At 63.5% G+C, this 25,580-nt stretch carries 21 protein-coding genes, 2 tRNA genes and 1 pseudogene; 19 read left to right on the top strand and 5 right to left on the bottom strand.

Going from position 1 to position 25,580, the window contains the following annotated elements:
- Positions 1 to 30: 30 nt before the first annotated feature.
- Together AC04SH_RS11520 and AC04SH_RS11515 are read right to left on the bottom strand one after the other, a co-directional pair.
- Positions 31 to 1,488, bottom strand: a complete 1,458-nt coding sequence (locus AC04SH_RS11520) for an NAD-dependent succinate-semialdehyde dehydrogenase (RefSeq protein WP_477231303.1) — start codon at positions 1,486 to 1,488, stop codon at positions 31 to 33.
- Between the two features lie 194 nt (positions 1,489 to 1,682).
- The gene (locus tag AC04SH_RS11515) at positions 1,683 to 2,633 is read right to left on the bottom strand and encodes an AEC family transporter (protein WP_488575102.1); all 951 of its coding nucleotides are present in this window, start codon (positions 2,631 to 2,633) and stop codon (positions 1,683 to 1,685) included.
- A gap of 110 nt (positions 2,634 to 2,743) precedes the next feature.
- Between AC04SH_RS11515 and AC04SH_RS11510 the strand changes: the two genes are divergently transcribed.
- The 10 genes from AC04SH_RS11510 to AC04SH_RS11465 all read left to right on the top strand — a co-directional run bounded on the left by AC04SH_RS11510 (position 2,744) and on the right by AC04SH_RS11465 (position 13,381).
- Positions 2,744 to 5,758, top strand: coding sequence for a caspase family protein (locus AC04SH_RS11510; RefSeq protein ID WP_488575101.1), 3,015 nt, complete (start codon positions 2,744 to 2,746; stop codon positions 5,756 to 5,758).
- 102 nt (positions 5,759 to 5,860) lie between these two features.
- A complete protein-coding gene (locus tag AC04SH_RS11505; RefSeq protein ID WP_488575100.1) occupies positions 5,861 to 6,409 on the top strand; it encodes a histidine phosphatase family protein in 549 nt (182 codons plus the stop codon).
- 216 nt (positions 6,410 to 6,625) lie between these two features.
- Positions 6,626 to 6,701: transfer RNA gene (locus tag AC04SH_RS11500), tRNA-OTHER, on the top strand.
- A 2-nt stretch (positions 6,702 to 6,703) separates the two neighbouring features.
- Positions 6,704 to 6,779 (top strand) — tRNA-Arg (locus tag AC04SH_RS11495).
- Positions 6,780 to 7,135: 356 nt separating this feature from the next.
- On the top strand, positions 7,136 to 8,281 hold the full coding sequence (locus AC04SH_RS11490) for a slipin family protein (protein WP_488575099.1): 1,146 nt from the start codon (positions 7,136 to 7,138) through the stop codon (positions 8,279 to 8,281).
- 176 nt (positions 8,282 to 8,457) lie between these two features.
- Complete coding sequence (locus tag AC04SH_RS11485) at positions 8,458 to 8,739, top strand: acyl carrier protein (protein ID WP_006335407.1); 282 nt, start codon at positions 8,458 to 8,460, stop codon at positions 8,737 to 8,739.
- A gap of 56 nt (positions 8,740 to 8,795) precedes the next feature.
- A complete protein-coding gene (locus AC04SH_RS11480) occupies positions 8,796 to 9,986 on the top strand; it encodes a beta-ketoacyl-ACP synthase (RefSeq protein ID WP_488575098.1) in 1,191 nt (396 codons plus the stop codon).
- Positions 9,987 to 10,028: 42 nt separating this feature from the next.
- Positions 10,029 to 11,300, top strand: a complete 1,272-nt coding sequence (locus AC04SH_RS11475) for a beta-ketoacyl-ACP synthase (protein ID WP_488575097.1) — start codon at positions 10,029 to 10,031, stop codon at positions 11,298 to 11,300.
- A 37-nt stretch (positions 11,301 to 11,337) separates the two neighbouring features.
- Positions 11,338 to 12,366, top strand: a complete 1,029-nt coding sequence (locus AC04SH_RS11470) for a zinc-binding dehydrogenase (RefSeq protein ID WP_488575096.1) — start codon at positions 11,338 to 11,340, stop codon at positions 12,364 to 12,366.
- A 4-nt stretch (positions 12,367 to 12,370) separates the two neighbouring features.
- The gene (locus AC04SH_RS11465) at positions 12,371 to 13,381 is read left to right on the top strand and encodes a lipid A biosynthesis lauroyl acyltransferase (protein ID WP_488575095.1); all 1,011 of its coding nucleotides are present in this window, start codon (positions 12,371 to 12,373) and stop codon (positions 13,379 to 13,381) included.
- Between the two features lie 13 nt (positions 13,382 to 13,394).
- Here AC04SH_RS11465 and AC04SH_RS11460 read toward each other — a convergent pair whose 3' ends face one another.
- Entirely contained in the window at positions 13,395 to 13,826 is a 432-nt protein-coding gene (locus tag AC04SH_RS11460; protein WP_477231312.1) for a L,D-transpeptidase, read from the bottom strand.
- A 223-nt stretch (positions 13,827 to 14,049) separates the two neighbouring features.
- On the opposite strand from AC04SH_RS11460, the gene AC04SH_RS11455 reads away from it, so the two are divergent.
- The 5 genes from AC04SH_RS11455 to AC04SH_RS11435 all read left to right on the top strand — a co-directional run bounded on the left by AC04SH_RS11455 (position 14,050) and on the right by AC04SH_RS11435 (position 20,615).
- Complete coding sequence (locus AC04SH_RS11455) at positions 14,050 to 15,330, top strand: acetylornithine deacetylase/succinyl-diaminopimelate desuccinylase family protein (RefSeq protein WP_488575094.1); 1,281 nt, start codon at positions 14,050 to 14,052, stop codon at positions 15,328 to 15,330.
- Between the two features lie 120 nt (positions 15,331 to 15,450).
- Entirely contained in the window at positions 15,451 to 16,929 is a 1,479-nt protein-coding gene (locus tag AC04SH_RS11450; RefSeq protein ID WP_488575093.1) for an ABC transporter substrate-binding protein, read from the top strand.
- Positions 16,930 to 17,182: 253 nt separating this feature from the next.
- On the top strand, positions 17,183 to 18,130 hold the full coding sequence (locus AC04SH_RS11445) for an ABC transporter permease (protein WP_488575092.1): 948 nt from the start codon (positions 17,183 to 17,185) through the stop codon (positions 18,128 to 18,130).
- Complete coding sequence (locus AC04SH_RS11440; protein WP_477231316.1) at positions 18,127 to 18,996, top strand: ABC transporter permease; 870 nt, start codon at positions 18,127 to 18,129, stop codon at positions 18,994 to 18,996. Before AC04SH_RS11445 ends, AC04SH_RS11440 begins: the two co-directional genes overlap by 4 nt.
- Complete coding sequence (locus tag AC04SH_RS11435) at positions 18,993 to 20,615, top strand: ABC transporter ATP-binding protein (RefSeq protein WP_488575091.1); 1,623 nt, start codon at positions 18,993 to 18,995, stop codon at positions 20,613 to 20,615. The genes AC04SH_RS11440 and AC04SH_RS11435 overlap by 4 nt, the downstream gene beginning before the upstream one ends.
- Positions 20,616 to 20,733: 118 nt before the next feature.
- Here AC04SH_RS11435 and AC04SH_RS11430 read toward each other — a convergent pair whose 3' ends face one another.
- Complete coding sequence (locus AC04SH_RS11430; protein WP_192257465.1) at positions 20,734 to 21,165, bottom strand: TerB family tellurite resistance protein; 432 nt, start codon at positions 21,163 to 21,165, stop codon at positions 20,734 to 20,736.
- A gap of 193 nt (positions 21,166 to 21,358) precedes the next feature.
- On the opposite strand from AC04SH_RS11430, the gene AC04SH_RS11425 reads away from it, so the two are divergent.
- The 4 genes and pseudogenes from AC04SH_RS11425 to AC04SH_RS11410 all read left to right on the top strand — a co-directional run bounded on the left by AC04SH_RS11425 (position 21,359) and on the right by AC04SH_RS11410 (position 23,812).
- Positions 21,359 to 22,144: a TSUP family transporter gene (locus AC04SH_RS11425; protein ID WP_488575090.1), complete on the top strand. Its 786-nt coding sequence runs from the start codon at positions 21,359 to 21,361 to the stop codon at positions 22,142 to 22,144.
- A 52-nt stretch (positions 22,145 to 22,196) separates the two neighbouring features.
- Entirely contained in the window at positions 22,197 to 22,367 is a 171-nt protein-coding gene (locus AC04SH_RS11420) for a hypothetical protein (protein WP_192257469.1), read from the top strand.
- Between the two features lie 148 nt (positions 22,368 to 22,515).
- Positions 22,516 to 23,320 (top strand): annotated as a pseudogene (locus AC04SH_RS11415) (helix-turn-helix domain-containing protein).
- A gap of 72 nt (positions 23,321 to 23,392) precedes the next feature.
- Complete coding sequence (locus tag AC04SH_RS11410; RefSeq protein WP_488575089.1) at positions 23,393 to 23,812, top strand: VOC family protein; 420 nt, start codon at positions 23,393 to 23,395, stop codon at positions 23,810 to 23,812.
- 290 nt (positions 23,813 to 24,102) lie between these two features.
- Here the strand turns inward: AC04SH_RS11410 and AC04SH_RS11405 are convergent, their stop codons facing one another.
- Complete coding sequence (locus AC04SH_RS11405; protein ID WP_488575088.1) at positions 24,103 to 25,578, bottom strand: cobyric acid synthase; 1,476 nt, start codon at positions 25,576 to 25,578, stop codon at positions 24,103 to 24,105.
- Positions 25,579 to 25,580: the final 2 nt, after the last annotated feature.

The raw sequence follows: 25,580 nt of genomic DNA, 5'->3' as shown, positions 1-25,580 counted from the left end.
GGCGCATGGCCTGCCCTGCCCGTCAGCGGTTTAGAGGCCGAGGCCGCCAATGCAGACATATTTGGTGTCGAGGTAATCCTCGATGCCCTGATGTCCGCCTTCCTTGCCGAGGCCCGATTCCTTGACACCGCCGAACGGCGCTTCCGGCGTGGTGATCAGGCCTTCATTGACGCCGACCATGCCGTATTTCAGCCCTTCCATGACCCGGAAGGCGCGGCCGAGATCGCCGGTGTAGAAATAGGCGGCGAGGCCGAACTCGGTGTCGTTGGCGAGCGCGATGGCCTCTTCCTCGGTCTCGAACTTGAACACCGGGGCGATCGGGCCAAATATCTCTTCCTTCATGAAGCGCATGTCAGGCTTGGCATTGGCGATGACGGTCGGCTGGAAGAACGAGCCGCCAAGCGCGTGGCGCTTGCCGCCGGCGACGACCTTGCCGCCCTTCGAGGTGGCGTCGGCGATGAATTCCTCGACCTTCTCGACCGCCTTCACGTCGATCAGCGGTCCCTGCTGCACGCCCTCTTCCAGGCCCGAGCCAACCTTCAGGCCATTGCTGGCTGCGACCAGCTTCTCGACAAACTTGTCGTAGATGCCGGCCTGCACGAGGAAGCGGTTGGTGCAAACGCAGGTCTGGCCGGAATTGCGGTACTTGGCGGTGATGGCACCGGCAACGGCACGGTCGAGATCGGCATCGTCGAAGACCAGGAACGGCGCGTTGCCGCCAAGTTCCATCGACACTTTCTTGACGGTGACGGACGACTTCTGGATCAGAAGCTTGCCGATCTCGGTCGAACCGGTGAACGTGATCTTCGATATCAGCGGGTTGGCGCAGATCTCGTCGCCGATTTCGGCAGCCGAGCCGGTCAGGATGTTGACGACGCCCTTGGGGAAGCCGACTTCCTCGGCCAGCGCACCCCAGGCAAGACCGGAATACGGTGTCTGCGAGGCCGGTTTGACCACGGTAGTGCAGCCGGCGGCAAGCGCAGGGCCGAGCTTGCGGGCAAGCATCGAGGACGGGAAATTCCACGGCGTGATCGCCGCGATGACGCCAACCGGCTCCTTGGTCACCAGGATGCGGCGATCGCCCCACGGCGACGGCACGACATCGCCATAGGTGCGGCGGCCTTCCTCGGCGAACCACATGATGTAGGCGGCGGCAGAGCCGATCTCGCCCTTGGATTCGGCCAGCGACTTGCCCTGCTCGATGGTGAGCAGTTCGGCCAGCACGTCCTGATTGTCCATCATCGCGTCATGCAGCTTGCGCAAGAGCTTCGAGCGTTCGAGCGCGGTGGTCTTGCGCCAGGTCTTGAAAGCCTCGGCGGCGGCTTCGATGGCGCGGCGGGTTTCCGCCTTGCCCGACTTCGGCACGGTGCCGATCTTGAGGCCGGTGGCCGGGTTGTTGACGTCGACCGTCTGGCCGCTGTCGGCCTGCACCCATTCGCCGTTGATGAGATTGGCCTGGCGCATGAAATGGCTGGTTTTCTGAAGCATGGTCTAGCCTCCGTTCGGCGCACTGACGGGCCGGTTTCTGGATCTCTTCGATGAGCGTGCGCAAAGGCTGCGGAGCCGGCACGCTGAAGCCACTGCTCTTAACCTAGGGCAAGCCCCGCAAGCAATCGCAAGATGGCATATAGGGGTTGGGCCAGAGCAAGACGAGAGCCGCAACAGGCAAATTGCCGTGTGGCCTAACCGAAGACGTGAACCACCACCGTCAGCCAGCAGGTCGTGGTGAGAACGGCACAGGCGGTGGCGATGGTCATCTGGTTCGACGCCAGCGCCTGGCCGGTGTTGAACTGCACGGCGATCAGGTAGGAATTGATGCCGGACGGCATCGCGGCCACCATCACCGCCACCTTGGCCGTCAAGGGCGGCAGGCCGAGCAACCAGACGAAGACAAGCACCAGCGCCGGCATCAGGAACAGTTTCAGCGCCGAAAGCACCAGCGCCGGCCTGACATTGCCCGAAATGCCGAAGCGGCGCAGGCTGAGCCCCATGGCGAACAGCGCCACCGGCGCCGCCGTAGCGGCCAGCGTATCGACCAGGCGCATGGCGACAGCAGGCAGCGGCGCGCCGGTGATGCGCCATGCGAGCCCCGCCAGAATGCCGATGATCAACGGATTCATGAACAGCCGCCTGAGGAAGCTGCGGACAACGCGCAAGGGATGCACGGGTTCGCCGCTACCGCGGCCGAACACTTCGAACAGCACGATCGAGGCCATCAGCATGGTCGGCAGATGCACCGAGACCAGCAGAGACAGCACCTCGAAGCCATCCGTTCCGAATATGCCGAGGATAAAGGGCACGCCGAGCAGCACGACATTGGAAAACGCCGACGACACGCCGCCGACGACACCGGCGCGAGAATCCCTGCCGAAGACACGGGTGGTAACCAGATGGCCGGCGGCCCAGGTGATCGCGACGGCCGCAAAATAAGCGCCCCATAGCGACCATGGCGCAACACGATGGAAGTCGGACTTCACCATCGTCTGGAACAGCAGCAGCGGCATCGCCACGTTGATGGCGAATTCGGAGATGCCCTCACCGCTCGCTGGCCTGAGATAGCGTGTCCACCCGGCGACATATCCGAGCGCGACAAGGCTGAAGACGAAGAGGACGGTTTCGGTGAGCGGCGACATTTCCAGAGGGATAAGCGAGCCATGCTCGCGGCGCAATCGCGCCCGAATTTGATCATCGTCGGCTGGCAGGCTTATAGAGGGTTTGGATCATTGGGCGGACGACACGACAAATGGGCTTTGTCGGCACCTCGAAAGGCAATCGTGTCCGGCGGCTGACGGCTTTCGTCGCTGTGCTGCTTTGCCTTGCCGTATCGGTAGCTCAGGCGGCCGAGACCAAAAGTCTCAAGGGCGTGGCGCTGATCATCGGCCAGTCGAAATACGACCATATCGCCGCTCTTGCCAATCCGGCCAATGACGCCCGCGACATGGCCAAGATGCTGACCGACCTCGGCTTCGATGCCCGCAACGTCACCGATCGCGATGCCGCCAAGCTGAAGCGCGACCTGGAGCGGTTTACCGAGGATGCCGAAGGCGCAGACGTCGCCTTCATCTACTATTCCGGCCATGGCATCGAGGCCGGCGGCGAGAACTATCTGGTGCCGGTGGACGCCGACGTCTCCTCGCTGAAACATGCCGGTGAGGCGCTGGTGCCGATTTCGGCCGTCATGGACGAATTGAAGAAGACCGTGCCGGTGACGATTGTGCTGCTCGACGCCTGCCGCACCAATCCGTTTCCGGCCGACGCGGTCGTGCGCCGGGCGCCAACGGCTTCCGCCGAGCCCATCGGCGCCGGCGGGCTGGAACCGGTGCGCGGCGCCAAGGCGCTCGGCAATGCCTCGGTGGACGATGCGAGCCTCGGCACGGTGGTCGGCTTTGCCGCCGAACCGGGCCGCCCGGCGCTCGACGGCGACGCCGGCGAAAACAGCCCCTACGCGGCGGCGCTTCTGCGTCACCTCACGGCGATGAAGGGTACGGAATTCGGCTCGGTTATGCGCATGGTGACGGAAGAGGTCTATCTCGACACCAAGGCAAAGCAGCGCCCCTGGGTCAGCGAGAGCCTGCGCCGTCTCCTCTATTTCGGCGTCGCGCCGCCGGAGCCGACCGGCGATGATGGGCTGATCACTGGTGAGCGGCGGCAATTGCTGTTGACCATCTCCGACCTGCCCGATCCCAAGCGGGCGCAGGTGGAACTGGCCTCGCTGAAGGACGGCGTGCCGCTCGATGCGCTCTACGGCGTGCTCAAGGCGCTCGGCACGGAAAAGATCCCGGAGGACCCGAACGACCTTCAGAAGGTTCTGGACAGCCAGGCCGAGCGCCTGAAGAAGATGATGGCCGAGCGCGCGGCGCTGCGCACCGACGATCCCCAGATCAGCCGCCTGGTCGCGTCCGCCGACAAAGCCATCAACCAGGGTGCCATGGTGACAGCGCGCAAATTCCTCGATGACGCGGTCGGCCGGGTCGAGGAAAACAGCGGTGCGGTCGACGAGGCCGAAGATCTGGTCAGGCAAAAGCGCATCGCCGACGCCGCCATCTATGCCAAACGCGCCGACGCCGCCGCACTGGTCTTCGACTACAAATCCGCCGCCAACGACTATGCCAAAGCTTTCTCGCTGGTCGAGAAGTGGGACGAGAAGCTGCGCTGGAACTACAAGAACCAGGAGGCCGAGGCGCTGAACGCTTATGGCTACGCCACCGGCGACCTCGATGCCCTGCAACAATCCATCGAGGCCTATCATGTCATCCTGAACTTCATCCCCAACGGTGAACAGAACCGCGATTGGGCAATCACTCGCAACAACATGGCGGTCGTGCTGCAAACCATCGGCGAACGCGAAACCGAGACCGCGCATCTGGAAGAAGCGGCGCAGATCTTTCGCGATTCGCTTGTCGTCTTCGAGCGCGAGAAAGATGATCGCAACTGGGCCGCCGCGCAGAACAACCTGGCCAATGTGCTGCTGAAGATAGGGGAACGCGAAAGCGACCCCAAGCGCCTGAACGATGCGGTGGCGGCCATGCGCGCCACGCTGGAGAAGCGCCCGCGCGACAAGCTGCCTTTGGACTGGGCATCTTCGCAGAACAATCTTGGCCTCGCCCTCTATGCACTCTCCGAACGCGAACCCGCCGGCGAGCATCTGAAGCAGGCCGAAGCCGCTTACCGGCTGGCGCTCGAGGAGTACACACGTGCCAAAACGCCGGTGGAATGGGCGATGGTCGAGAACAATCTCGGCAACACGCTGGTCACGCTTGGCATCCAACTCAACGACAAGGCCAAGATCAATGAGGCGGCCGACGCTTTCCGCGCCGCGCTGGAAGTGCGAACCCGGGAAACCTTTCCGGTGTCCTGGGCCACCAGTCGCCTCAATCTCGGAAATGCGCTGAGCGGTGTCGCCCGCTTCGACATGGGCACGGCGACGCTCGAAGAAGCAGCTTCCGCCTATGACGACGCACTGACAGTGTTTACCCGCCAGCGCTTCCCGATGGACTGGGCGTCGGCGCAGAACAATCTTGGCTCGATCTACCAGACGCTGGGCCAGCGCACGCGTGATGCGGCCAAGCTGGAACAGTCGGTGGCAGCCTTCCAGGCGGCACGGCAGGTCTATGTCAGGCGGAAGTTCCCGCAGGACTGGGCCATGAGCTACTACAATCTCGGCAACACGCTGCAGCTACTGGGCGGCGTGACCGACAAGCCCGAGCCCTATAGCGCTGCGGTCGACGCCTACGGCAATGCGCTGCGCGAGTACAAGCGCGAGACGAACCCGCGGCAATGGGCACTGGCCCAGGCCGGCCTGGGCTCGACGCTGCACTGGTTGAGCATGAGCAATGCCGATGCCAAGACCCTGCAGGATTCGATTGCGGCGCGGCGGGCAGCGCTCGAAATACTCACCATCGAGGCAGCACCGGTTGACTGGGCCAATGCTCAAAATGGCATCGGTATGAGCCTGCTCAATCTCGGCAATCTCCAGCGGACCGACAAATATCTCAACGACGCCGAAGCTGCATTCACGGCGACGCTGAAGGTGTTTACGCGTGAAACTCAGCCACTGCAGTGGGCCTTCGAACAGAACAATATCGGCGACGTCCACTGGAACCGCGCCAGCTACGGCGCGGGCAAGCCGGAATATCTCAAAGCGATCGAATTCTTCGAGAACGCCAAGCAGGGCTTTACTGAAGCCGGCTACACGATCCCCATCCCGCTCACCGACCAGAAGATCGATCTGGCGAAGAAGCAGATGGCGAAAAAGTGACGTTGCGGACGGAGCGTCCGCCTTTCGCTTGTCTTTGTGGCGGCTTTCCGATCCCTATATGCGAATGACCAGGGCCGACATCCGGCTCTCGGAAGGTTTCAGATGATTCGATTTGTGCTGGCGCTATTTCTGCTTGTTGTCCCGGCCGCGGCCCATGCGACAGATGCCGGCTGGGCGCTTTTGCGTGACGGCGGCCATGTCGTGCTGCTTCGCCACGCGCTGGTCACCGGCACCACCGACCCGGCCAATTTCGACATCGACAACTGCGCCACCCAGGTCAACCTCTCGGCCCGCGGCAAGCAACAGGCGAGCAAGATCGGCGCCTTGTTCGGCGCCCGCGCCGCGCCCATCGAGCGCGTGCTGTCCAGCCGCTACTGCCGCTGCCTCGACACCGCCCGCATCGCCTTCGAAGCCGAGCCGGAGCTTTTTGCACCGCTCGATCTCCTGAAGAGTGATCCGACCGAGAAGGCCGCGCAGCTCGCCGCGGTCATAAAGGAGATCCGTGCCTATTCCGGCTCCGACAATCTGGTCATGGTCACCCATCTCGAAAACATCGTGGCGCTGACCGGCGTCTCGCCGCGCGAAGGCGAAGCGGTGGTGGTGGAGCCGCAAGGCGATGGCTTGCGTGTGCTCGGCCGCGTCACCTTCTGAGCAGCCCGTCAGCCCGCGCACTGTTGCTGAAATACCACCGCCGAAAGAAGCCGCAAATTCGCCGCCACAATGCCGCTTGCGACAACCCGTCGCAGGGTCTATAGGCGCGCTCCCGGTCACGAAAACCGAAGCGAGCACAACGGTTGGAGCTTTCGTCTCCGCCCGTGCAGGCGGCTTTGCCGCCCTGTATACGGCGCCGTTTTGGGGATTGGGATCGCGGATGTAGCTCAGTCTGGGAGAGCGCCGGATTTGGATCCGGAGGTCGCAGGTTCGAATCCTGCTGTCTGCACCACGGATAGCTCAGTTGGGTAGAGCATCAGATCGCGAATCTGACGGTCGAAGGTTCGAATCCTTCTCCATTGGCCTTCCAAGCCAAGCCACCCTGTCACGGTGTTATTCGGAAAATCGGTCCGGGGACCGGAATGCTGAAGACCTCAAGGCGGCCGAAGCCCACGGGCCGAGGCCGGCTCGAAAGGTCCGACGCCATCGGCTCACGGCCAGGCCCGCGGTGACGATCAAGGCGCAGTGTCGCCGGCAAGGGAGGCCAAGGCCTCCGGCGCCCGCTTCGCTGCCCCGCGATCCGCTCCCGAAGGCCCGCCGCGATTTGATGCCACCGGTCCCCGGATCATTCGTGCCGGGAACGACGAAGTGAAACGAGAAACGAAAGGGAAGATCGACGCATGACGTGACGCCTCGCATGGGGCCATGCCCGACAGGAGTAAGACAATGACGACTATTCTCGACAAGGTTCTTGGACGCGAGCGCGTCCTCGTAAGGGAAAACGAACGTGCCCTCACCCTCTACAAGGGGGAGATCAAGGCTGTCCTGCTGCCGGGTGAGCATTCGCTCGTCAACCGGCGCGGCAACCTTGAAGTGTCCCGGCACGATCTGAAGAACCCGGAATTCGTTTCGGCGTACGAGAAGGCGTTGTTCGACAAGCTCCCGGATGTGGCCGCGCGTCATTTGACCGTGGTTCGCACCGGACGCACGGAGGTCGCCGTCATCGAGCGCGACGGCAATCTGCATGCTGCGCTGGCGCCGGACCGCAAGCTGGTGCTGTGGACGGATGCCGGGCCGTGGAAGGTGACGCTGGTCGACACCGCAGTCGATCTTGCCATCGATCCGGCGCTGATGCGCCGGCTCGGTCAGGCCCGGAAGACGGAATTGATGTCCGTCCATCCGATCGTCGATGGCCAGGCCGGACTGCTGTTCGTCGACGGTGTGCTGGTGCGCACGCTCACTGCGGGCGTGCATGCGTTCTGGAATGTCGGGCGCATGGTGCAGGTGAAGGTCGTCGACCTCAAGCGCCAGTCGCTCGATGTCGCCGGGCAGGAAGTGCTGACCAAGGATCGCGTGACGATCCGCGTCAACATCGCCGCCGAATACCAGGTCGTCGACCCGGTCAAGGCGGTGAGCACGGTGAAGGACTTCTCCGAAGCCCTCTACCGCGCCCTGCAGTATGCCTTCCGCAAGACGCTTGGCGCGCTGACGCTCGACCAGATCCTTGAAAAGAAGGTGACTGTCGATGAGGAGGCGGCGGCCAAGGTCCGTGCCGACATGGCCGCGATCGGCGTCGAGGTCAGCGATATCTCGCTCAAGGATGTGATCCTGCCGGGCGAGATGCGCGAAATCCTCAACCAGGTGGTTTCGGCCGAAAAGCAGGCCGAGGCCAACGTCATCCGCCGCCGCGAAGAGACGAACGCCACGCGTTCGCTCCTCAACACGGCCCGGGTGATGGCCGAAAACCCGGTGATGCTGCGGTTGAAGGAGCTCGAGGCTCTGGAAACGATCGCCGGCAAGGTCGAGCGGCTGACCGTCCACAACGGAACGGGCGGACTGCTCAACGACATCGTCAAGCTCCGCGAGAGCTGAGCTGACGTTGCGTCAAATGGAAGGGCCGCTGGTTAACTGGCGGCCCTTCTTGCGCTTCTAGACCCCCCTCCCCATCTGCGCCCGGCGCATCAGGCCTTTTCCTGCCGGGAAAAACCGATTAGACAGCGCCCAAACCAGATGCGGACAGATTCCGCCCGCAACCGAAGGAAGAGCCCTTGTCCACCACGTTCGACAAAGTCGCCAAGATCATTGCCGACACCAGCGAGATCGATATCGACACCATCACCCCCGAAAGCCACACGATCGACGATCTCGGCATCGACAGCCTCGATTTCCTCGACATCGTCTTTGCCATCGACAAGGAATTCGGCATCAAGGTGCCGCTGGAAAAGTGGACCCAGGAAGTCAATGACGGCAAGGCCTCGACCGACGATTACTTCGTCATGAAGAACCTGTGCGCCAAGATCGACGCGCTGGTCGCCGCCAAGAACGCCTGACATCGGGCAAGCGCGCGGCCTTGACGGGCTGCGCCGCCTGACCCACAAAGCCGCTCATGAGCAGCCCCCGCGACGTCGTCATCACTGGTATTGGCCTTGTCTCCTCGCTTGGAGAGGGTCCGGACGCACACTGGCAGAAGCTGGCGCAGCCAGGCCTGCAGCCGGTGCTCGAAGCCGCGCGTTTTGCGCCCTACACCGTGCATCCCCTGCCCGAGATCGACTGGAACCTGCAGATTGCCAAGCGCGGCGACCAGCGGCAGATGGAAACCTGGCAGCGGCTCGGCACCTATGCCGCCGGCCTGGCGCTGGACGATGCCGGCATCAAGGGCAATGACGAGCTCAGCACCACCATGGACATGGTTGTCGCCGCCGGCGGCGGCGAGCGCGACGAGGCGGTCGACGCCGCGATCCTTGCCGCTTCGGAAAGCCGCAACGACCGCGACGTGCTGCTGAACGAGAAGCTGACCACCGAATTGCGGCCGACTCTGTTTCTGGCGCAGCTTTCCAATTTGCTCGCCGGCAACATCTCCATCGTTCACAAGGTGACCGGATCGTCGAGGACCTTCATGGGCGAGGAAGGTGCCGGTGTCGCCGCCGTCGAGACGGCTGCCGCGCGTATCCGCTCGGGACAGTCGACGCATATTCTGGTCGGCGGCGCCTTCCAGACCGAACATTCCGACATGCTGCTCGGCTATGAACTGGCCGGCTACCTGCATCGCGGCCCATGGAAGCCGGTCTGGCAAAGACAGGGTGCCGAGGGTGGCGGCCTGGTCTCCGGCTCCGGCGGCGCCTTCCTGGTGCTGGAACAGCGCGAACACGCGACAAGCCGTGGCCGCAAGATCTATGCCGAGCTCGGACCGGTCGTCTCTGGCCGCGCCCGGCGCTCGCGCGGCGAACTCGACGCCGAGATCGCGGCCTTGCTCAAACAGGCAGCACTCCCGAACGGTAAGCTGCTTGCCATGTCCGGCGCTTCCGGCGCGCATAAGGCAACATCAGCCGAGAAGGCAGCGCTCGATACCAATCCGGCGATATCGGCGCGCGGTTTCGCGACGCTGACGGGGCATATGAAGGAAGCGCAGTTTCCGTTCGCTGTGGCGCTCGCCGCACTGGCTGTCGACCGCAAGGCCGCCTTCCCCGTTTTCGACGCCGCGACCGAGAAGCCGTTCGAAGGCATTCCGCAAACCGTGCTTGCAACGGCGATCGGCTATCACCAATTCGAGGGCATGGCGCTGGTCAACGTTGCTTGAAGCAGTGCTGCGCGATCATGCTGCAAAGTTAAGAGGTTCCGGATGGCCAATCTCAGAGATCACATGGGCAGGCCGATCGTCGCCGTCACCGGCATCGGCGTGGTGACCTCGCTCGGCGTCGGCAAGGCAGACAATTGGGCGGCGCTGACCTCCGGCAAATCCGGCATCCACCCGATCACTCGCTTTCCCGTCGACCACCTCAACACCCGCATTTCCGGCATGGTCGACTTCCTCGACTCAAGCTCGAAGGGCGCCAGCCTGCTGACCTACGAGCTGGCCGAAACCGCCGCGAATGAGGCCGTGGCCGAATCCGGCCTCGATTCCTCTGATTTCGGCGGGCCGCTCTTCCTTGCCTCGCCGCCGGTCGAGCTCGACTGGCACGATCGCTTCTCGCTCTACAATTCCGACGGCCAGGGCGCCGGCGCCGAAAGGCTGCTCAGGGTGGCGCGCGGGCTGAAGGAAACAGATACTTTCGAGACCACGCAGTTCGGCTCGATCGCTGACCGGCTGGCCGATCGGTTCGGAACGCGCGGCCTGCCGATCACGCTGTCGACCGCCTGTGCTTCCGGCGCTACCGCCATCCAGCTCGGCGTCGAGGCAATCCGCCGCGGCGAATGCGACCGGGCGCTGTCGATCGGCGCCGACGGTTCGGCAACCGCCGAGGCGCTGATCCGCTTCTCGCTGCTGTCGGCGCTGTCGACCCACAACGACATTCCGGAAAAGGCCTCAAAACCCTTCTCCAAGGACCGCGACGGCTTTGTCCTGGCCGAAGGTTCCGGCGCGCTGGTGCTGGAATCGCTGGAGGCCGCCCTTGCCCGCGGAGCGACCGTGCTCGGCATTCTGCGCGGCTGCGGCGAAAAGGCCGATGATTTCCATCGCACCCGCTCCAAGCCCGACGGATCGCCGGCGATCGCTGCCGTGCGCGCTGCCCTCGCAGATGCCGGCTTGAGCAAGGACGAGATCGACTACGTCAACGCTCATGGCACTTCGACGCCTGAAAACGACAAGATGGAGCATCTGTCGCTGTCGACCGTGTTCGGCGAGCGGATCGGCTCGATGCCGGTCTCGTCGAACAAGTCGATGATCGGCCACACGCTGTCGGCCGCCGGTGCCGTCGAAGCGGCGTTTTCGCTGATGACCATGCGCGAAAGCGTCATTCCGCCGACCATCAACTACGACAATCCCGACCCGGCGATCGTGCTCGACGTGGTGCCGAACAAGAAGCGCAATGCCGAAGTCGGCACGGTTTTGTCGAACTCCTTCGGCTTTGGCGGCCAGAACACCTGCCTTGTCATGGCGCGGGAACCGGTCTAAGCGAGCGCTTTCCGCTCCAACAGAACCGACAGGCCTTATGCGCGCACTGCAACTTATCGAGGACCGCCGTCTTGAAACGGTGGACCTGCCGCCCCCGCCGCCGCCCGCACTGGGCGAGGTCACGCTGCGCATCAAGGCGGTGGCGCTGAACCATATCGACGTCTGGGGCTGGCGCGGCATGGCCTTCGCCAAGCGCAAGCTGCCGCTGGTCGTCGGCGCCGAGGCCTCCGGTGAGGTCGAGGCCGTCGGTCCCGGCGTTTCCAGCCTGCTGCCCGGGCAATTGGTGTCGATCTACGGCGCCCGCACCTGCGGCCTCTGCCGTGCCTGCCGCGAAGGCCGCGACAATCTCTGCGAACATGTTTCGGGCGTGCACGGCTTCCACCTCGACGGCTTCGCGCAGGAGAAGATCAACCTGCCGGCGCGTCTGCTGGTCCCTGCCCCGCCCGGCGTGACCGATATCGGCGCGGCTGTCGCGCCCGTCACCTTCGGCACGGTCGAGCACATGCTGTTCGACAACGCGAAGTTGCAGCCGGGCGAGACCATCCTGATCCATGCCGGCGGCTCCGGCATCGGCTCGGCGGCGATCCAGCTGGCCAAGCGCATGGGTTGCACCATCATCACCACGGTCGGCTCGAACGACAAGATCGACAAGGCCAAAGCACTCGGCGCCGACCATGTCATCAACTACCGTGACGACCGTTTCGAAGGCGTCGTGCGCAAGCTGACCAGGAAGAAAGGCGTCGACGTCGTGTTCGAACATGTCGGCGCCGACACCTTTGCCGCCTCGATGCTGTGCCTGAAGCGCGGCGGCCGCCTGGTCACCTGCGGTTCGACCTCGGGCGTGTCGACGCAGATCAATCTGATGCAGCTCTTCCAGCAGCAGTTGAAGCTGCTCGGTTCATTCGGCTGCCGCATGGAAAACATGGCCAATGCCATGCAGAAGATGGCGGCGGGTCAGGTCGCCCCGGTCATCGACACCGAAGTCGACTTCGACGGCATCGACGCCGCGCTGAAGCGCATGGAAGGCCGCGACGTGTTCGGCAAGATCATCCTGCGCGTTTCCTAGGCCAATGGTCGGCAAGGTGTTCAAGAAAGCCCGTCGGGACTTCATGTTCCGCTATGGCCGAAGACTGCGCCAGATGGAGCACTGGCTGGTGGCGCGTGCGGCGATGACAATCATCTCGCTGCTGCGCCTCTTGCCCGCCGACAGCGCGCTCAATTTCGCCGACCGCGCCGCCCGCCGCATCGGCCCGCGCGTCGGACGCCACCGCGTCGCTGTCAACAATCTGCGTCTCGCCTACCCCGACAAGAGCGACGCCGAGATAGAGGCCATCGCCTCCGACATGTGGGGCAACATGGCCCGGCTTGCCGCCGAATACATCTTCCTCGATGCGCTGTTCGACTATGACCCGAACGCGACGACGCCCGGGCGCGTCGAAGTCGGTGGCGTCGATCACTTCAAGCACATCGCCACCGAGCAGAAGCCGCACATCCTGTTCACCGGCCATCTCGGCAATTTCGAGCTTTTGCCGGTGGCGGCCGCCACCTTCGGCATGAAGATCACGGCGTTGTTTCGCCCGCCCAACAACCCGTACCTCGCCGACTACATCCACTCGACCCGCCGTTCGAGCATGGGCGCTCTGTTGCCCTCCTCCACCGGCGCCTCCTTCGCGCTGGCGTCCATTCTCGAGAATGGCGGCAATATCGGCGTTCTGGTCGACCAGAAATTCTCCAGCGGACTGGAGACGACCTTCTTCGGTCGCCCGTGCCAGAGCAATCCGGTTCTGGGCATGCTCGCCCGCCACTATGATTGCGATGTCTATCCGGCGCGCTGCGTCCGGTTGCCTGGCAACCGCTTCCGCCTCGAGATCGAAGACAAGCTCATTCTACCGCGCAATGAGAGCGGCAGCGTCGATGTCCCAGCCACCACCCAACTGCTCGCCGACGTCGTCGAGCGCTGGGTTCGCGAGGACCCAGGACAGTGGATGTGGTTCCACAAAAGGTGGGAAATCTCAGGCCGGCGTCGCCGCCGGCGTGGACAGGCAAAGGACGCCGCCGGCCAGCGGCAGCGTCAATCCTAGGTCGTCGAGACCGTTAGTTCGTCACCACGATGCGCGTATTGCCAAAGCCGACTTCGCGGACCATCGAATAAAAGACCGCGGCATTGGCCGTGTGCAGCCGCACGCAGCCATGAGAGGCCGGACGCCCAAGCTGCCTCACCGCATTGGTGCCGTGGATGGCGTAGCCGCCATGGAAGAACACCGAATACGGCATTGGCGACATGTGGTATTTTTTCGAATACCACATCCGCGCCGTCCGTTGCGGGCGATAGGTGCCGGGCGGCGTGAAGTAGCCGCGGCGCGCGGTCGACACGCTCCAGCGATATAGCACCTGGCCGTATTGGCTGACGGTCATGGTCTGCGATGAGACGTCGATGCTGGCCACCAGCGAAGCAGCCCTGCTTTCGATGGACGTGCCGAACAGCATCGCAGCAAAAGCTGCCGCCATGAAAACGATTTTAGTCATGAGATCAAACCCCTTTGATGCCCCTTGCCTGCTCTGTCATCACGCGGTTTTTCATCTTTTTAACGACAGGTGAGTGATCTAACACACACTCCTTGATAAAATCGCCAATCTAAAGCAGCGAATTTGAACGATTTTCCCGCCATAGTTGCTGCCGCGGCACGTGGTTTTGGCGCCAGTGGCGTAACGCTTGCAAAAGCCACCCGTTCGTTGCTCAACTCTCCTGATGAACGAACGACTCTTCAAAGCGATCGACGACCGTTCCGATGAACTGGTCCAGCTCACCGCCGACCTGATCCGCTTCCCGACCATCAACCCGCCGGGTGAAGCCTATCGCCCCTGCGCGGAATATATTGCTGCCCGGCTAAGCAAGCGCGGCTTCGAAACCGAATTTATCCGCGCCGAGGGCACGCCCGGCGATACCGACCGCTATCCGCGCATCAATGTCGTCGCCCGCTTCGACGGCCGCTCGCCCGGCGCCTGCGTCCATTTCAACTCGCATATCGATGTCGTCGAAGCCGGCGAAGGCTGGAGTGTCGATCCCTTTGCCGGCATCGTCAGGGATGGCAGGGTCTATGGCCGCGGCGCCTGCGACATGAAGGGCGGCCTCGCCGCCTCGATCATCGCGGCCGAAGCCTTCATGGAGGTTTTCCCCGATTTTCCCGGCGCCATCGAAATCTCGGGCACGGTCGATGAGGAGTCAGGCGGCTTCGGTGGTGTCGCCCACCTGGCGAAACTTGGCTATTTCTCGAAACCCAAGGTCGATCACGTCATCATTCCCGAGCCGCTGAACAAGGATCGCATCTGCCTTGGCCATCGCGGTGTCTGGTGGGCGGAGATCGAGACCAAGGGCGAGATCGCGCATGGCTCGATGCCGTTCCTCGGCGACAATGCGGTGCGCCACATGGGCGCCGTGCTGCAGGCCTTCGAGGACGAACTGTTTCCGGCGCTCGACCGCAAGATGACGCGCATGCCTGTCGTGCCCGAAGGGGCCAAGCGCTCGACCATGAACATCAATTCGATCCATGGCGGCCAGACCGAGGATTTCCGCCCCGGCCTTCCCTCGCCCAACGTGCCGGATGCTTGCCGGCTGACCATCGACCGCCGCTTCCTGCTCGAGGAAGACCTTGCCACGGTCAAAAGCGAAGTGACCGATATCCTCGACCGGCTGAAACGCGAGCGCAAAAAGTTTGACTACGAAATCCGCGACCTGATGGAAGTTCTGCCGCTGATGACCGAACGCGATGCGCCGGTGGTCAAGGCGGTGGCGCAAGGCATCATGGCGATCTTCGACCGCGAGCCGGATTACATTATTTCGCCAGGCACTTACGACCAGAAGCACATTGCCCGCATCGGCCACCTCTACGATTGCATCGCCTATGGTCCGGGCATTCTCGATCTCGCCCACCGGCCCGACGAATGGGTCGGTATCTCGGACATGGTGGAATCGGCCAAGGTGATGGCAATCGGGCTCAATGTGCTGCTGAGAGGCACGGCCGCGGGCTGAACCACCGACTTCGCTGGAAAAACATTCCCCTTGGCACAACTGGGGAGCACGAAACGCAATTTACTCCACCTCGAAATCACGCTTCTATCCATCAGGGTCCGAGCATTTGGGAGTTGCACGATGAAATTGTGGAAAACCATTCTTGCCGCGGCAGTTTTGGCGCTGGCCGCCGGCAGCCAGGCCTTTGCCGCGCGTACCGACCTGGTGATCGGCATTACGCTCGAACCGCCGCATCTCGATCCGACCGCCGGTGCCGCCGCGGCGATCGACGAAGTGCTCTACGCCAACGTCTTCGAAGGCCTGACCCGCATCGGCCCGAACGGCGAAGTGCTGCCCGATCTCGCGGAGAACTGGGCCATTTCCGACGACGGCAAGGTCTACACCTTCAAGCTGCACACCGGTGTCAAATTCCATGACGGCACCGATTTCGACGCCAGCGACGTGAAATTCTCGCTCGACCGCGCCCGCGCCGACAATTCCGTCAACGCGCAAAAGGGCCTGTTCGCGGCCATCGACACGGTCGAAGTCGTCGATCCGGCGACGGTCCAGGTCACGCTGAAGAACCCGCAAGGGTCGTTCCTCTACAATATGGGGTGGGGCGACGCCGTGATCGTGGCGCCGGAGAGCGCCGACACCAACAAGGAAAAGCCCATCGGCACCGGCCCGTTCAAGTTCCAGAGCTGGGCCAAGGGCTCATCGATCACGCTGGTGAAATCGGACACCTACTGGGGCGCTCCGGTATCTCTCGACAAGGCCGAGTTCCGCATCGTGCCCGATGCCGCGGCCGCCGTGCCGGCACTGCTCTCCGGCGACATCCAGGCCTTCCCCTTCTTCGATCCCGACAGCGTCGCCCAGGTCAAGGACGACCCGCGTTTCAAGGTGGTGATCGGCTCGACCGAGGGCGAAACCATCCTCGCGATCAACAACAAGAAGCCGCCTTTCGACAAGCTCGAGGTGCGGCAGGCGATTGCCTTCGCGCTCGACCGCAAGGCGATCATCGACGGCGCCTCGGCCGGCCTCGGCGTGCCGATCGGCTCGCACATGTCGCCCGCCAGCAAGGCCTATGTCGACCTCACCGGCCTCTATCCGCACAATGTCGACAAGGCGAAGGAATTGCTGAAACAGGCCGGCCTGGAAAATGGCTTCAAGGCGACGCTGAAACTGCCTCCGCCCTCCTATGCCCGCCTCGGTGGCGAGATCATCGCCTCGCAGCTGCGCGATGTCGGAATCGATCTGGAGATCATTCCGGTCGAATGGGCGCAGTGGCTGGATCAGGTGTTCACCAAGAAGGATTACGACCTCACCATTGTCTCCCACACCGAGCCCAACGACATCGATATCTATTCGCGCAAGGAGTACTACTTCAACTACGACAACCCGGCCTTCGACAAGATCATCGCCGAGCTGAACCTCACCTCCGACGACGCCAAGCGCAACACGCTGCTCGGCGAAGCCCAGAAGATCCTGGCCGACGATGCCGTGGTCGGTTTCCTCTACGAACTGCCGAAGGTCGGAGTGTGGGACGCCAAGCTGCAGGGGTTGTGGGAAAATGCGCCGATCCAGGCGAATGATCTGACCAAGGTGAAGTGGAGCGAGTGAGGCTGTTGGCCAAGGCGCGACGCTTGCGCTCCGTCACACCCCCCTCTGTCCTGCCGGACATCTCCCCCTCAAGGGGGGAGATTGCGCTCTCATCTCTGCTTTCGCCAATTGCCAACGCCGCAAAGGAAAGCCCCGCGCTGGAACTGCTGATCTCCCCCCTTGAGGGGGAGATGTCCGGCAGGACAGAGGGGGGTGGGCGGGAACTCGATCTCTGCCCGTTCTTCGCCTGCAGCAACCCTGCACTTCCCGCATCATGACCGCCTACCTCCTCAAACGCCTCGCCATCGCCATCGCCACGCTGATCCTGGCCTCGATGGTCGTGTTCGCCGTGCTGGAGATCCTGCCCGGCGACCCGGCGCGGTTGATGCTTGGCCTGAACGCCAGCGCCGACCAGGTCGAGCAGCTCCGCAACCAGATGGGGCTCAACGCGCCACTGGTCCTGCGCTACCTCCACTGGGTGGGCGGCCTGCTCAGCCTCGATTTCGGCCGCTCCTACACCTATTCGGTGCCGGTCATCGACCTTGTGCGCGAACGCATGGCGGTTTCCCTGCCGCTGGCGCTGATCGCGTTGGCGCTGTCCACCATCATTGCCATTCCGGTCGGGCTCTATTCCGCCAGCCGGCGCGGCCGGGCCGGTGACACCATCGCCATGGGCGCTGCCCAGCTCGGCGTCGCCGTGCCGAACTTCTGGTTCGCGCTGATGCTGATCTACCTCTTTGCCGTCTGGCTGCGGCTGGTGCCGGCCGGCGGCTTTCCCGGCTGGAGCGCCGGTGTCTGGCCGGCGCTGAAATCGCTGCTGCTGCCGGCCGTAGCACTTGCTCTGCCGCAGGCTGCGATCCTGGCCCGCGTCGCCCGCTCGGCGCTGATCGAGGTGCTGAACGAGGACTATATCCGCACCGCCCGCGCCAAGGGTCTGCCCTACCGCGCCGTGCTGTGGCGGCACGCGCTGCGCAACGCGATGATCCCGGTGCTGACCATTCTGGGCCTGCAATTCGCCTTCCTGCTCGCCGGCACCATCATCATCGAAAACGTCTTCTATCTGCCCGGCCTTGGCCGGCTGGTGTTCCAGGCGATCACCCAGCGAGACCTGATTGTCGTCGAAAGCATCGTCATGCTGCTGGTCGTCGCCGTCATTGCGGTCAACCTCGTCGTCGATGTCTCCTACGCCATCGTCGACCCCCGCCTTCGAGGCCGGCAATGACGCTGCACATCGACATCCCAGAGGAGACGTTTGGCAGCGTCCTGGCCAAAGCATTCCGCAACCGCTCCTTCCTCATCGGCTTCGCCATCACTGTGTTGGTGGTGGCAATGGCGCTCGTCTCTTACGTCTGGACGCCTTACGACGTGACCAAGCTGGTGATCTCGGACAAGACGCTCGAGCCCTCTTCGGCGCACTGGTTCGGCACCGATCATTTCGGCCGCGACATCCTGTCGATGATCATGGTCGGCGCCCGCAATTCGATTGCCGTGGCGCTGGTCGCCGTCGGCATCGGCATGGGCGTCGGCGTGCCGCTCGGCACCTTTGCCGCCGCGCGCGGCGGCTTTGTCGACGAGGCGCTGATGCGGCTGAACGACCTCGTCTTTGCCTTCCCGGCGCTGCTGTCGGCGATCATGATCACGGCCATTTTCGGGCCGGGCGCGATCAACGCCATCATCGCCATCGGCATCTTCAACATTCCGGTGTTCGCCCGCGTCGCCCGCGCCGGCGCGCTGGCGATCTGGCCGCGCGAATTCATTCTCGCCGCGCGTGCTGCCGGCAAGAGCAAGACCCAGATCAGCATCGAACACGTGCTGCCCAACATCGCCACGCTGCTTCTGGTGCAAGGCACCATCCAGTTCGCGCTCGGCATCCTCGCCGAAGCCGGGTTGTCTTATGTCGGCCTCGGCGCACAGCCGCCAATGCCGAGCTGGGGCCGCATGCTGTTCGACGCCCAGACGCGCATGGTGGTGGCGCCATGGATGGCGATTTTCCCGGGCATGGCCATAGTCATCACCGTGCTCGGCCTCAACCTGCTCGGCGACGGCGTTGCCGACATCCTCGACCCGAAATCGCGGCGGCAGCGATGAGCCTGCTGGAGATCGAAAACCTGTCGCTGGCGATCGGCGACACGCCGATCCTGAAAGGGGTGGAGCTCTCAGTCGCGCCCGGTGAGGTGATGGGGCTGGTCGGAGAATCCGGCTCCGGCAAATCGATGACGGCGCTGACCATCATGCAGCTTCTGCCGCACGCCGCGCGCGCCAGCGGCCGCGTCTCTTTCGACGGCATCGACATCCTTGCGGCCACCGAGGACCAGATGTGCGCGCTGCGCGGCGACGATATCGGCATGGTCTTCCAGGAGCCGATGACGGCGCTCAATCCGGTAAAAACCATCGGCGAGCAAGTCGCCGAAGGCATACGCTGGCACACCAAGGCAAGCCGAGCCGAAGCTGAGGACCGGGCGCGCAAAATGCTCGACCGCGTCGGCCTGCCCGAAGCGAAATTCCCGCTGTCTCGCTATCCGCACGAACTGTCGGGCGGCCAGCGCCAGCGCGTCGTCATCGCCATCGCCTGCGCATTGAAGCCCAAGCTCTTGATCGCCGACGAGCCGACGACGGCGCTTGACGTGGTGCTGCAGGCGCAGATCCTCGACCTGCTGCGCGGCCTTGTCAGCGAAAACCGCATGGGCCTGCTGTTGATCTCGCACGACCTCGCTGTCGTGACCGAGATGGCCGACCGCATCACCATCCTGCGCCATGGCGAGGTGATGGAGACCGGTGACACTGCACGTACACTGTCGGAACAGCTTCACCCCTACACGCGCCAGCTGGCACTGGCCTCGATGCATGTGCCGGCGCGCGCCAAGGCGCATGCTACCGGCCAAGGCAAGCCGCTGCTTGAGGTCGAAGGCGTGACGCGGGATTATTCCGGCCGGCGCACCTCCCTGTTCCAACGCCCGACGCCAATCCGCGCTGTCGACGACGTCTCCCTGTCGTTGGCGCCCGGTCAATCGGTGGCGCTGGTCGGACGCTCCGGCTGCGGCAAGTCCACGCTGGCCCGCATGATCCTGGCGCTCGACAAATCTACCTCGGGAACGATCCGCTTCGGCGGCGAAACCATCACCGGCAGGAGCGAGGCGGAGCTGAAGCCAGCGCGGCGCGACATGCAGGTGGTGTTCCAGGACCCTTACGGTTCCTTCGACCCGCGCCAGAAGGTCGAGAAACTGGTGGCCGAGCCGCTGCATGTGCTGGAGAAAAAGCCGACGCCTGCCGAGCGGCGCGAGATGGTGGCGCATGCGCTGCACGAGGTCGGCCTCGGCGTCAGCGACATGGACAAATATCCACATGAATTCTCCGGCGGCCAGCGCCAGCGCCTGTCGATCGCCCGCGCCATCATCACACGCCCGAAATTGGTGGTCGCCGACGAGCCGGTCTCGGCACTCGATGTCTCGATCCGCGCCCAGATCCTCGATTTGTTCGCCGAGCTCAATCAGAAGCTCGGCATCGCCTATCTCTTTATCACCCACGATCTGACCGTCGCCCGCGCCATCACCGACGAAGTGCTGGTGATGCATGACGGCAGGATCGTCGAGCGCGGCAAGACCAGTGATGTACTCGACCATCCCCAGTCGGAGGCGGCAAAGGCGCTGGTGGCGGCTGCTCCCGACCTGCACCGGGCGATCGCACGGCGCATGCAGGAACAGGGGTGAGCGGCCGGTTCGCGCAGCGAATTCATCGTGCCAGTGGCACGATGAAAGGTCGCGAACGCTGGGACGCTGCGAAGCAGCGGGGACCCGGCTAGCCGCCGTCGAGCCCGGCTCTGCCGGCTTACTCTTCCGGCTTCACCACATCGACCGGGCTGATGTCCAGCAGGTCGAGCGTACGGCGGAGCAGCCGCACCTCGCTCTCGGCCAATTTTGAATCGGCCTTGGCGATCTCGGCCATATGGCGTGCCAGCAGCTTGCGCCGCTCTACATCGAGATCGCGAAACAGCGCGATGGCCTGCGAGCCGTTGGTCTCGTAGCCGAACTCGTTGAGATATTCGACGACCGCGTCGATGCTGGTTTCCGGGATGCCGAAGGCCTCCTTGCAGATGCGCCGGAAGGCGACCATCTCGCTCTCCGACACCGAGCCGTCGGCGAGGATCATGCGAAACAGCATCAGAAGTTCCGCCGACAGCACCGGGTCGTCGGCCACTTTGCGAACGCCGGGGTCGCCATCGAAGATCGAGCGTATCTGGTCGAGCAATGCCATCGCCAACAGCGTCCCTTTTCCTAATCCGCCCCGGTGACCCAAAAGTGCGCAGCGGTTTTGGGATAATGACATGCACCACAGGAAATCCAAGCGCAACGTGCCTGGATAGGGGTAGCGCGGATTCGGCCTTGCGCAAACCAGGTCGCCATGATCGAAGGCGCGGCATCTCTTTTCCCGCCGGAATGCCCAGAAAATCCCGATGTTCGACCTCGCCCACCAGACAATCATCATGCTCGCCTTCGCTGCCTTTGCAGCCGGCTTTGTCGATTCGATAGCCGGCGGCGGTGGCCTGATCACCATACCTGCTCTGCTGCTTGCCGGTTTCCCGCCGGTGGCAGCACTTGGAACCAACAAACTGCAAGGCATTTTCGGCACGGCGTCGGCGACCATCCACTACGCCATGAATGGCCATGTCGATCTGCGCCGTCAGTTGCCGTCCGCGCTTCTGGCCCTTGCCGGCAGTGCCGTCGGCGCCTTGCTGGCGGCCTTCGTGCCCGGCGATCTCTTGCGGGCGCTGCTGCCGCTGCTGCTGATCGCCATTGCGCTCTACTTCGCGGTGAAACCCAACATGAACGATGTCGACCGCGCCGAGCGCCTGCCACCCTTCCTGTTCGGGCTGACCGTGGCACCTGCTGTCGGCTTCTATGACGGCCTGTTCGGGCCGGGAGCCGGCTCCTTCTACATGCTGGCCTTCGTCAGCCTCGCCGGCTTCGGCGTGCTCAAGGCGACGGCGCACACCAAGCTGCTCAATTTCGCCTCCAACATCGGCGGCTTCATCGTCTTTGCCGTCGCCGGTGTCGTCTATTGGAAGATCGGCCTGATGATGGGCGTCGCCCAGTTCCTCGGCGCGCGTCTCGGCGCCAGCCTCGCCATCCGCATCGGCGCAAGGCTGATCAAGCCGCTGCTGGTGATCATCTGCCTGGCGCTGGCGATCAAGCTGCTGGCCGATCCGGCAAACCCACTACGCCAGCTAGTTGGTGTATGAGCCCACGCCCTGATAGAATGTGGTCGTACGAATCATGTTGGAGGGACCACACATGAATCTTAGTGCACCCACTCAGCTTATTTTCATTATTTCCCTTGTCATCGCCATCATCGGCCTTCTCGCCGCGCTTGGCGTTCTTGCGTTTATTCCCTTGGCATCGGTCTGGATTATGCTCATCGCCTACATCGTGCTTGCCGCCGGCTGCATGATGCGCGGCGCCTAAGCACGCATATCTCAGGCAACCGAAGCGCCCGGCCAAAAGCCGGGCGCTTTTGCTTTCGGCCCGTTTTGATTCAGGCCCCGTTTTGATTCAGGCCCCGTTTTGATTCAGGATTGGGCGTCTGCTAGATTTGATCGGCAAAGGATGGCCTATGCCGATCGAGATGCAGCGCCGCAAGGAACAGGACCTCTCCATCGCCGGGCGGTTCGAGATGCGCCGGCGGGCTCCGCCGCCCGCGCTCGAGGGTATTGTGTCGGACATTTGCGGCTATCGCGAAACAGCAGTCGGCCATTTCCGCAACATCGAATATGCCTCATTGACCGTGCCGCTGGTGATCAGCTTCGCCGAGCCGTTCGCCATCGGCCTTGGCAAGGATCCCGGCGACAATGACCGTTTCGCCAGTTTCGCCGCCGGCCTGTTTGCCGGCCCGGTAATCATCGAATCCTTTGGCGCCGCCTGCTGCGTGCAGATCAACTTCACCCCGCTCGGCGCCCGCCGCTTCTTCGGCCTCCCGATGAGCGAGCTGACCGACAGCATGGTCGTGCTCGACGATGTGCTCGGCGCCGAGGGCATGGCGCTGCGCGCAAGGCTTGGCAATGCATCGGATTGGGCGGCGCGTTTCGACCTTGCCGAGGCCTTCGTCGCCACCCGCCTCGGGCATGCCGCCGATACGTCGCCTGAAATTGCCTGGGCCTACGACCGCATCGTCACATCTGGCGGCCGGACCCGCATTTCCTCGATCGCCGAAAAATTGGGCTGGAGCCGCAAACATCTCGCCGGCAAATTCTGCGATGCGACCGGCATCGGGCCGAAGACGCTGTCGCGCATCGTGCCTGTCTCGGCAGGACCAAAGCGACTGGGCCGATATCGCCGCCGATTGCGGCTATGCCGACCAGGCGCATCTGGTGCGCGAGTTTCGCCAGCTCGCCGGCGATCCGCCGACAGCGCTGAGGTAACATTTCTTCAAGACGGCAGGACGGCCTTCGAACAGAGTGGGTTATCGACCAACTTGAATGAAGGAGGCTTTCATGCCCGCAATCACTGAAGCACCCCGGCTCTACCCTGCCTTGCGCTACAAGAATGCAGGAAAAATGATCGACTGGCTGGGCGAGGCCTTCGGCTTCCAAGTCCGCTCCCGTTATGGCGAGGGCGACATCGTGCACCATGCCGAACTCACTTTCGGTTCCTCGATGATCATGCTGGGTACAGCGCGCAGCGACGACTACGGCAAGATGGTCGGCGAGCCGGGCTCAGGCGGCGGCAAGTCGATCTACGTCGCCGTCGACGATGCCGATGCCGCCCACGCCAGGGCCAAAAAGGCCGGCGCCACGATCATCCAGGAATTGACCGACCGCGACTACGGCAGCCGCGAATTCATCTGCCGCGATCCCGAAGGCAATGTCTGGTCGTTTGGAACGTATTGGCCGAAGGCGGGCGAGAAGGCGTGACTATCATCCCTTTCGCCAGGCCTCTCAGCTTCGTCATCCTAGGGTGGAGCAGTCGCGAAGCGACGTCGCGGAAACCTGGGATCCATGCCGTGACGGCCGTCGAAGAATGCAGCGGCCAAGAATGAAGGGCACGCTCACGAGAGCCGGTTCTGCACCGTAGCATCGCACAGACGTCGCGGCATGGATCCTCGGGTCTGCGCTGCGTCGCTACGCTCCTTGCGTCGCCCGTGGATGACGAAGCGGCGGGCGTCTTCGCTATTCGCAGAGGGTGTATGGTTCGCCGATGGGATCTACCTTGCCAGCCCGAAAATGGCATCGCAGTCGAGATGCCTGTCCAGCTCAGTTGCGATCTCGTCCAGCGCCCGTTCCACCTCCGCGCGATAGTCGATGCCGCCACCTTTGACGCCGAGGCTCTCCAGGAATCTCGACCGGAAAGCATCGGCGGAAAACAGCCCGTGCAGATAGGTGCCAAAAACCTTGCCGTCGGCGGAGATGGCGCCGTCATCGGCGCCGTTGATGACGGCGGACGGCCGCGCCATATCCGGCCCCGTGGTGCGGCCGAGATGGATTTCGTAACCCTCGAGCGGCAGGCCGAACGGCACCGAGCGCGCGCTGACATTGCGCACCGTCTTTTCCGGTTCCATCACCGTCTCGATGTCGAGCAGGCCGAGCCCTTCCGCCTCTGTGACGCTGCCCTCAATGCCATCGGGGTCGCGCACCATGCGGCCCAGCATCTGGAAGCCGCCGCAGATTCCGACGACATAGCCGCCGCGTTTGCGATGCGCCAGGAGATCGCGATCCCAGCCATTCTCGCGGAACTTCATGAGGTCGCCGATCGTGGATTTCGAACCGGGAATGATCACCAGCCCGGCATCCTCCGGCAGCTTCTTTCCCGGCGGCACGAATACCACCTCGACCTGCGGCTCGGCCTTGAGTGGATCGAGATCGTCGAAATTGGCGATGCGGCCAAGCATCGGCACGGCAACTTTCAACGCCCTTCTCTCGCCGGAAGCCAGTCGTTCGAGCACGACCGAATCCTCCGACGGCAGCCGCGCTGCCGCCTTCAGCCACGGCACGACGCCAAAGCAGCGCCAGCCGGTGAATTTTTCGATCGCCCTGATGCCGTCATCGAACAGCGAGACATCGCCGCGAAACTTGTTGATGAGGTAGCCGACGATCATGCGCCGGTCTTCCTCCGGCAGGATCAGATGCGTGCCGGCGACCGAAGCGATGACGCCGCCGCGGTCGATGTCGCCGACCAGGATCACCGGCACGTCGGCGCGCGTGGCAAAGCCCATATTGGCTATGTCGCGGTTTCTCAGATTGATCTCGGCCGGCGAGCCCGCCCCTTCGACGATGATGAGGTCAGCGCCCTCACCGACCTTTGCCCAGGATTCCAGCACGGCGTCCATCAGCCCTGCTTTCATCGTCTGGTAGTCCCTCGCTCGCGCCTCGCCGAACACCTTGCCCTGCACGATCACCTGCGAACCAATGTCGCTCTGGGGTTTGAGCAGTACTGGATTCATATGCACGGTCGGCTGAACACCACAGGCCAGCGCTTGCAGCCATTGCCCCCGGCCAATCTCGCCGCCGCCGGCGCGGTTGTCGCCGGGAATGTCGGCGACGGCGGCATTGTTCGACATGTTCTGTGGCTTGAACGGCCTGACCTTCAGCCCACGGTTTTTCGCGGCGCGGCAGAGACCCGCCACCAGCACGGTCTTGCCAACATCCGAGCCAGTGCCTTGCAGCATGATCGCTTTGGCCATGG

This window comes from Mesorhizobium sp. CNPSo 4688 (genome assembly GCF_057784295.1).
Note: the sequence above shows the minus strand (reverse complement) of the source record. Positions and strands in the feature narration are given on the sequence as shown.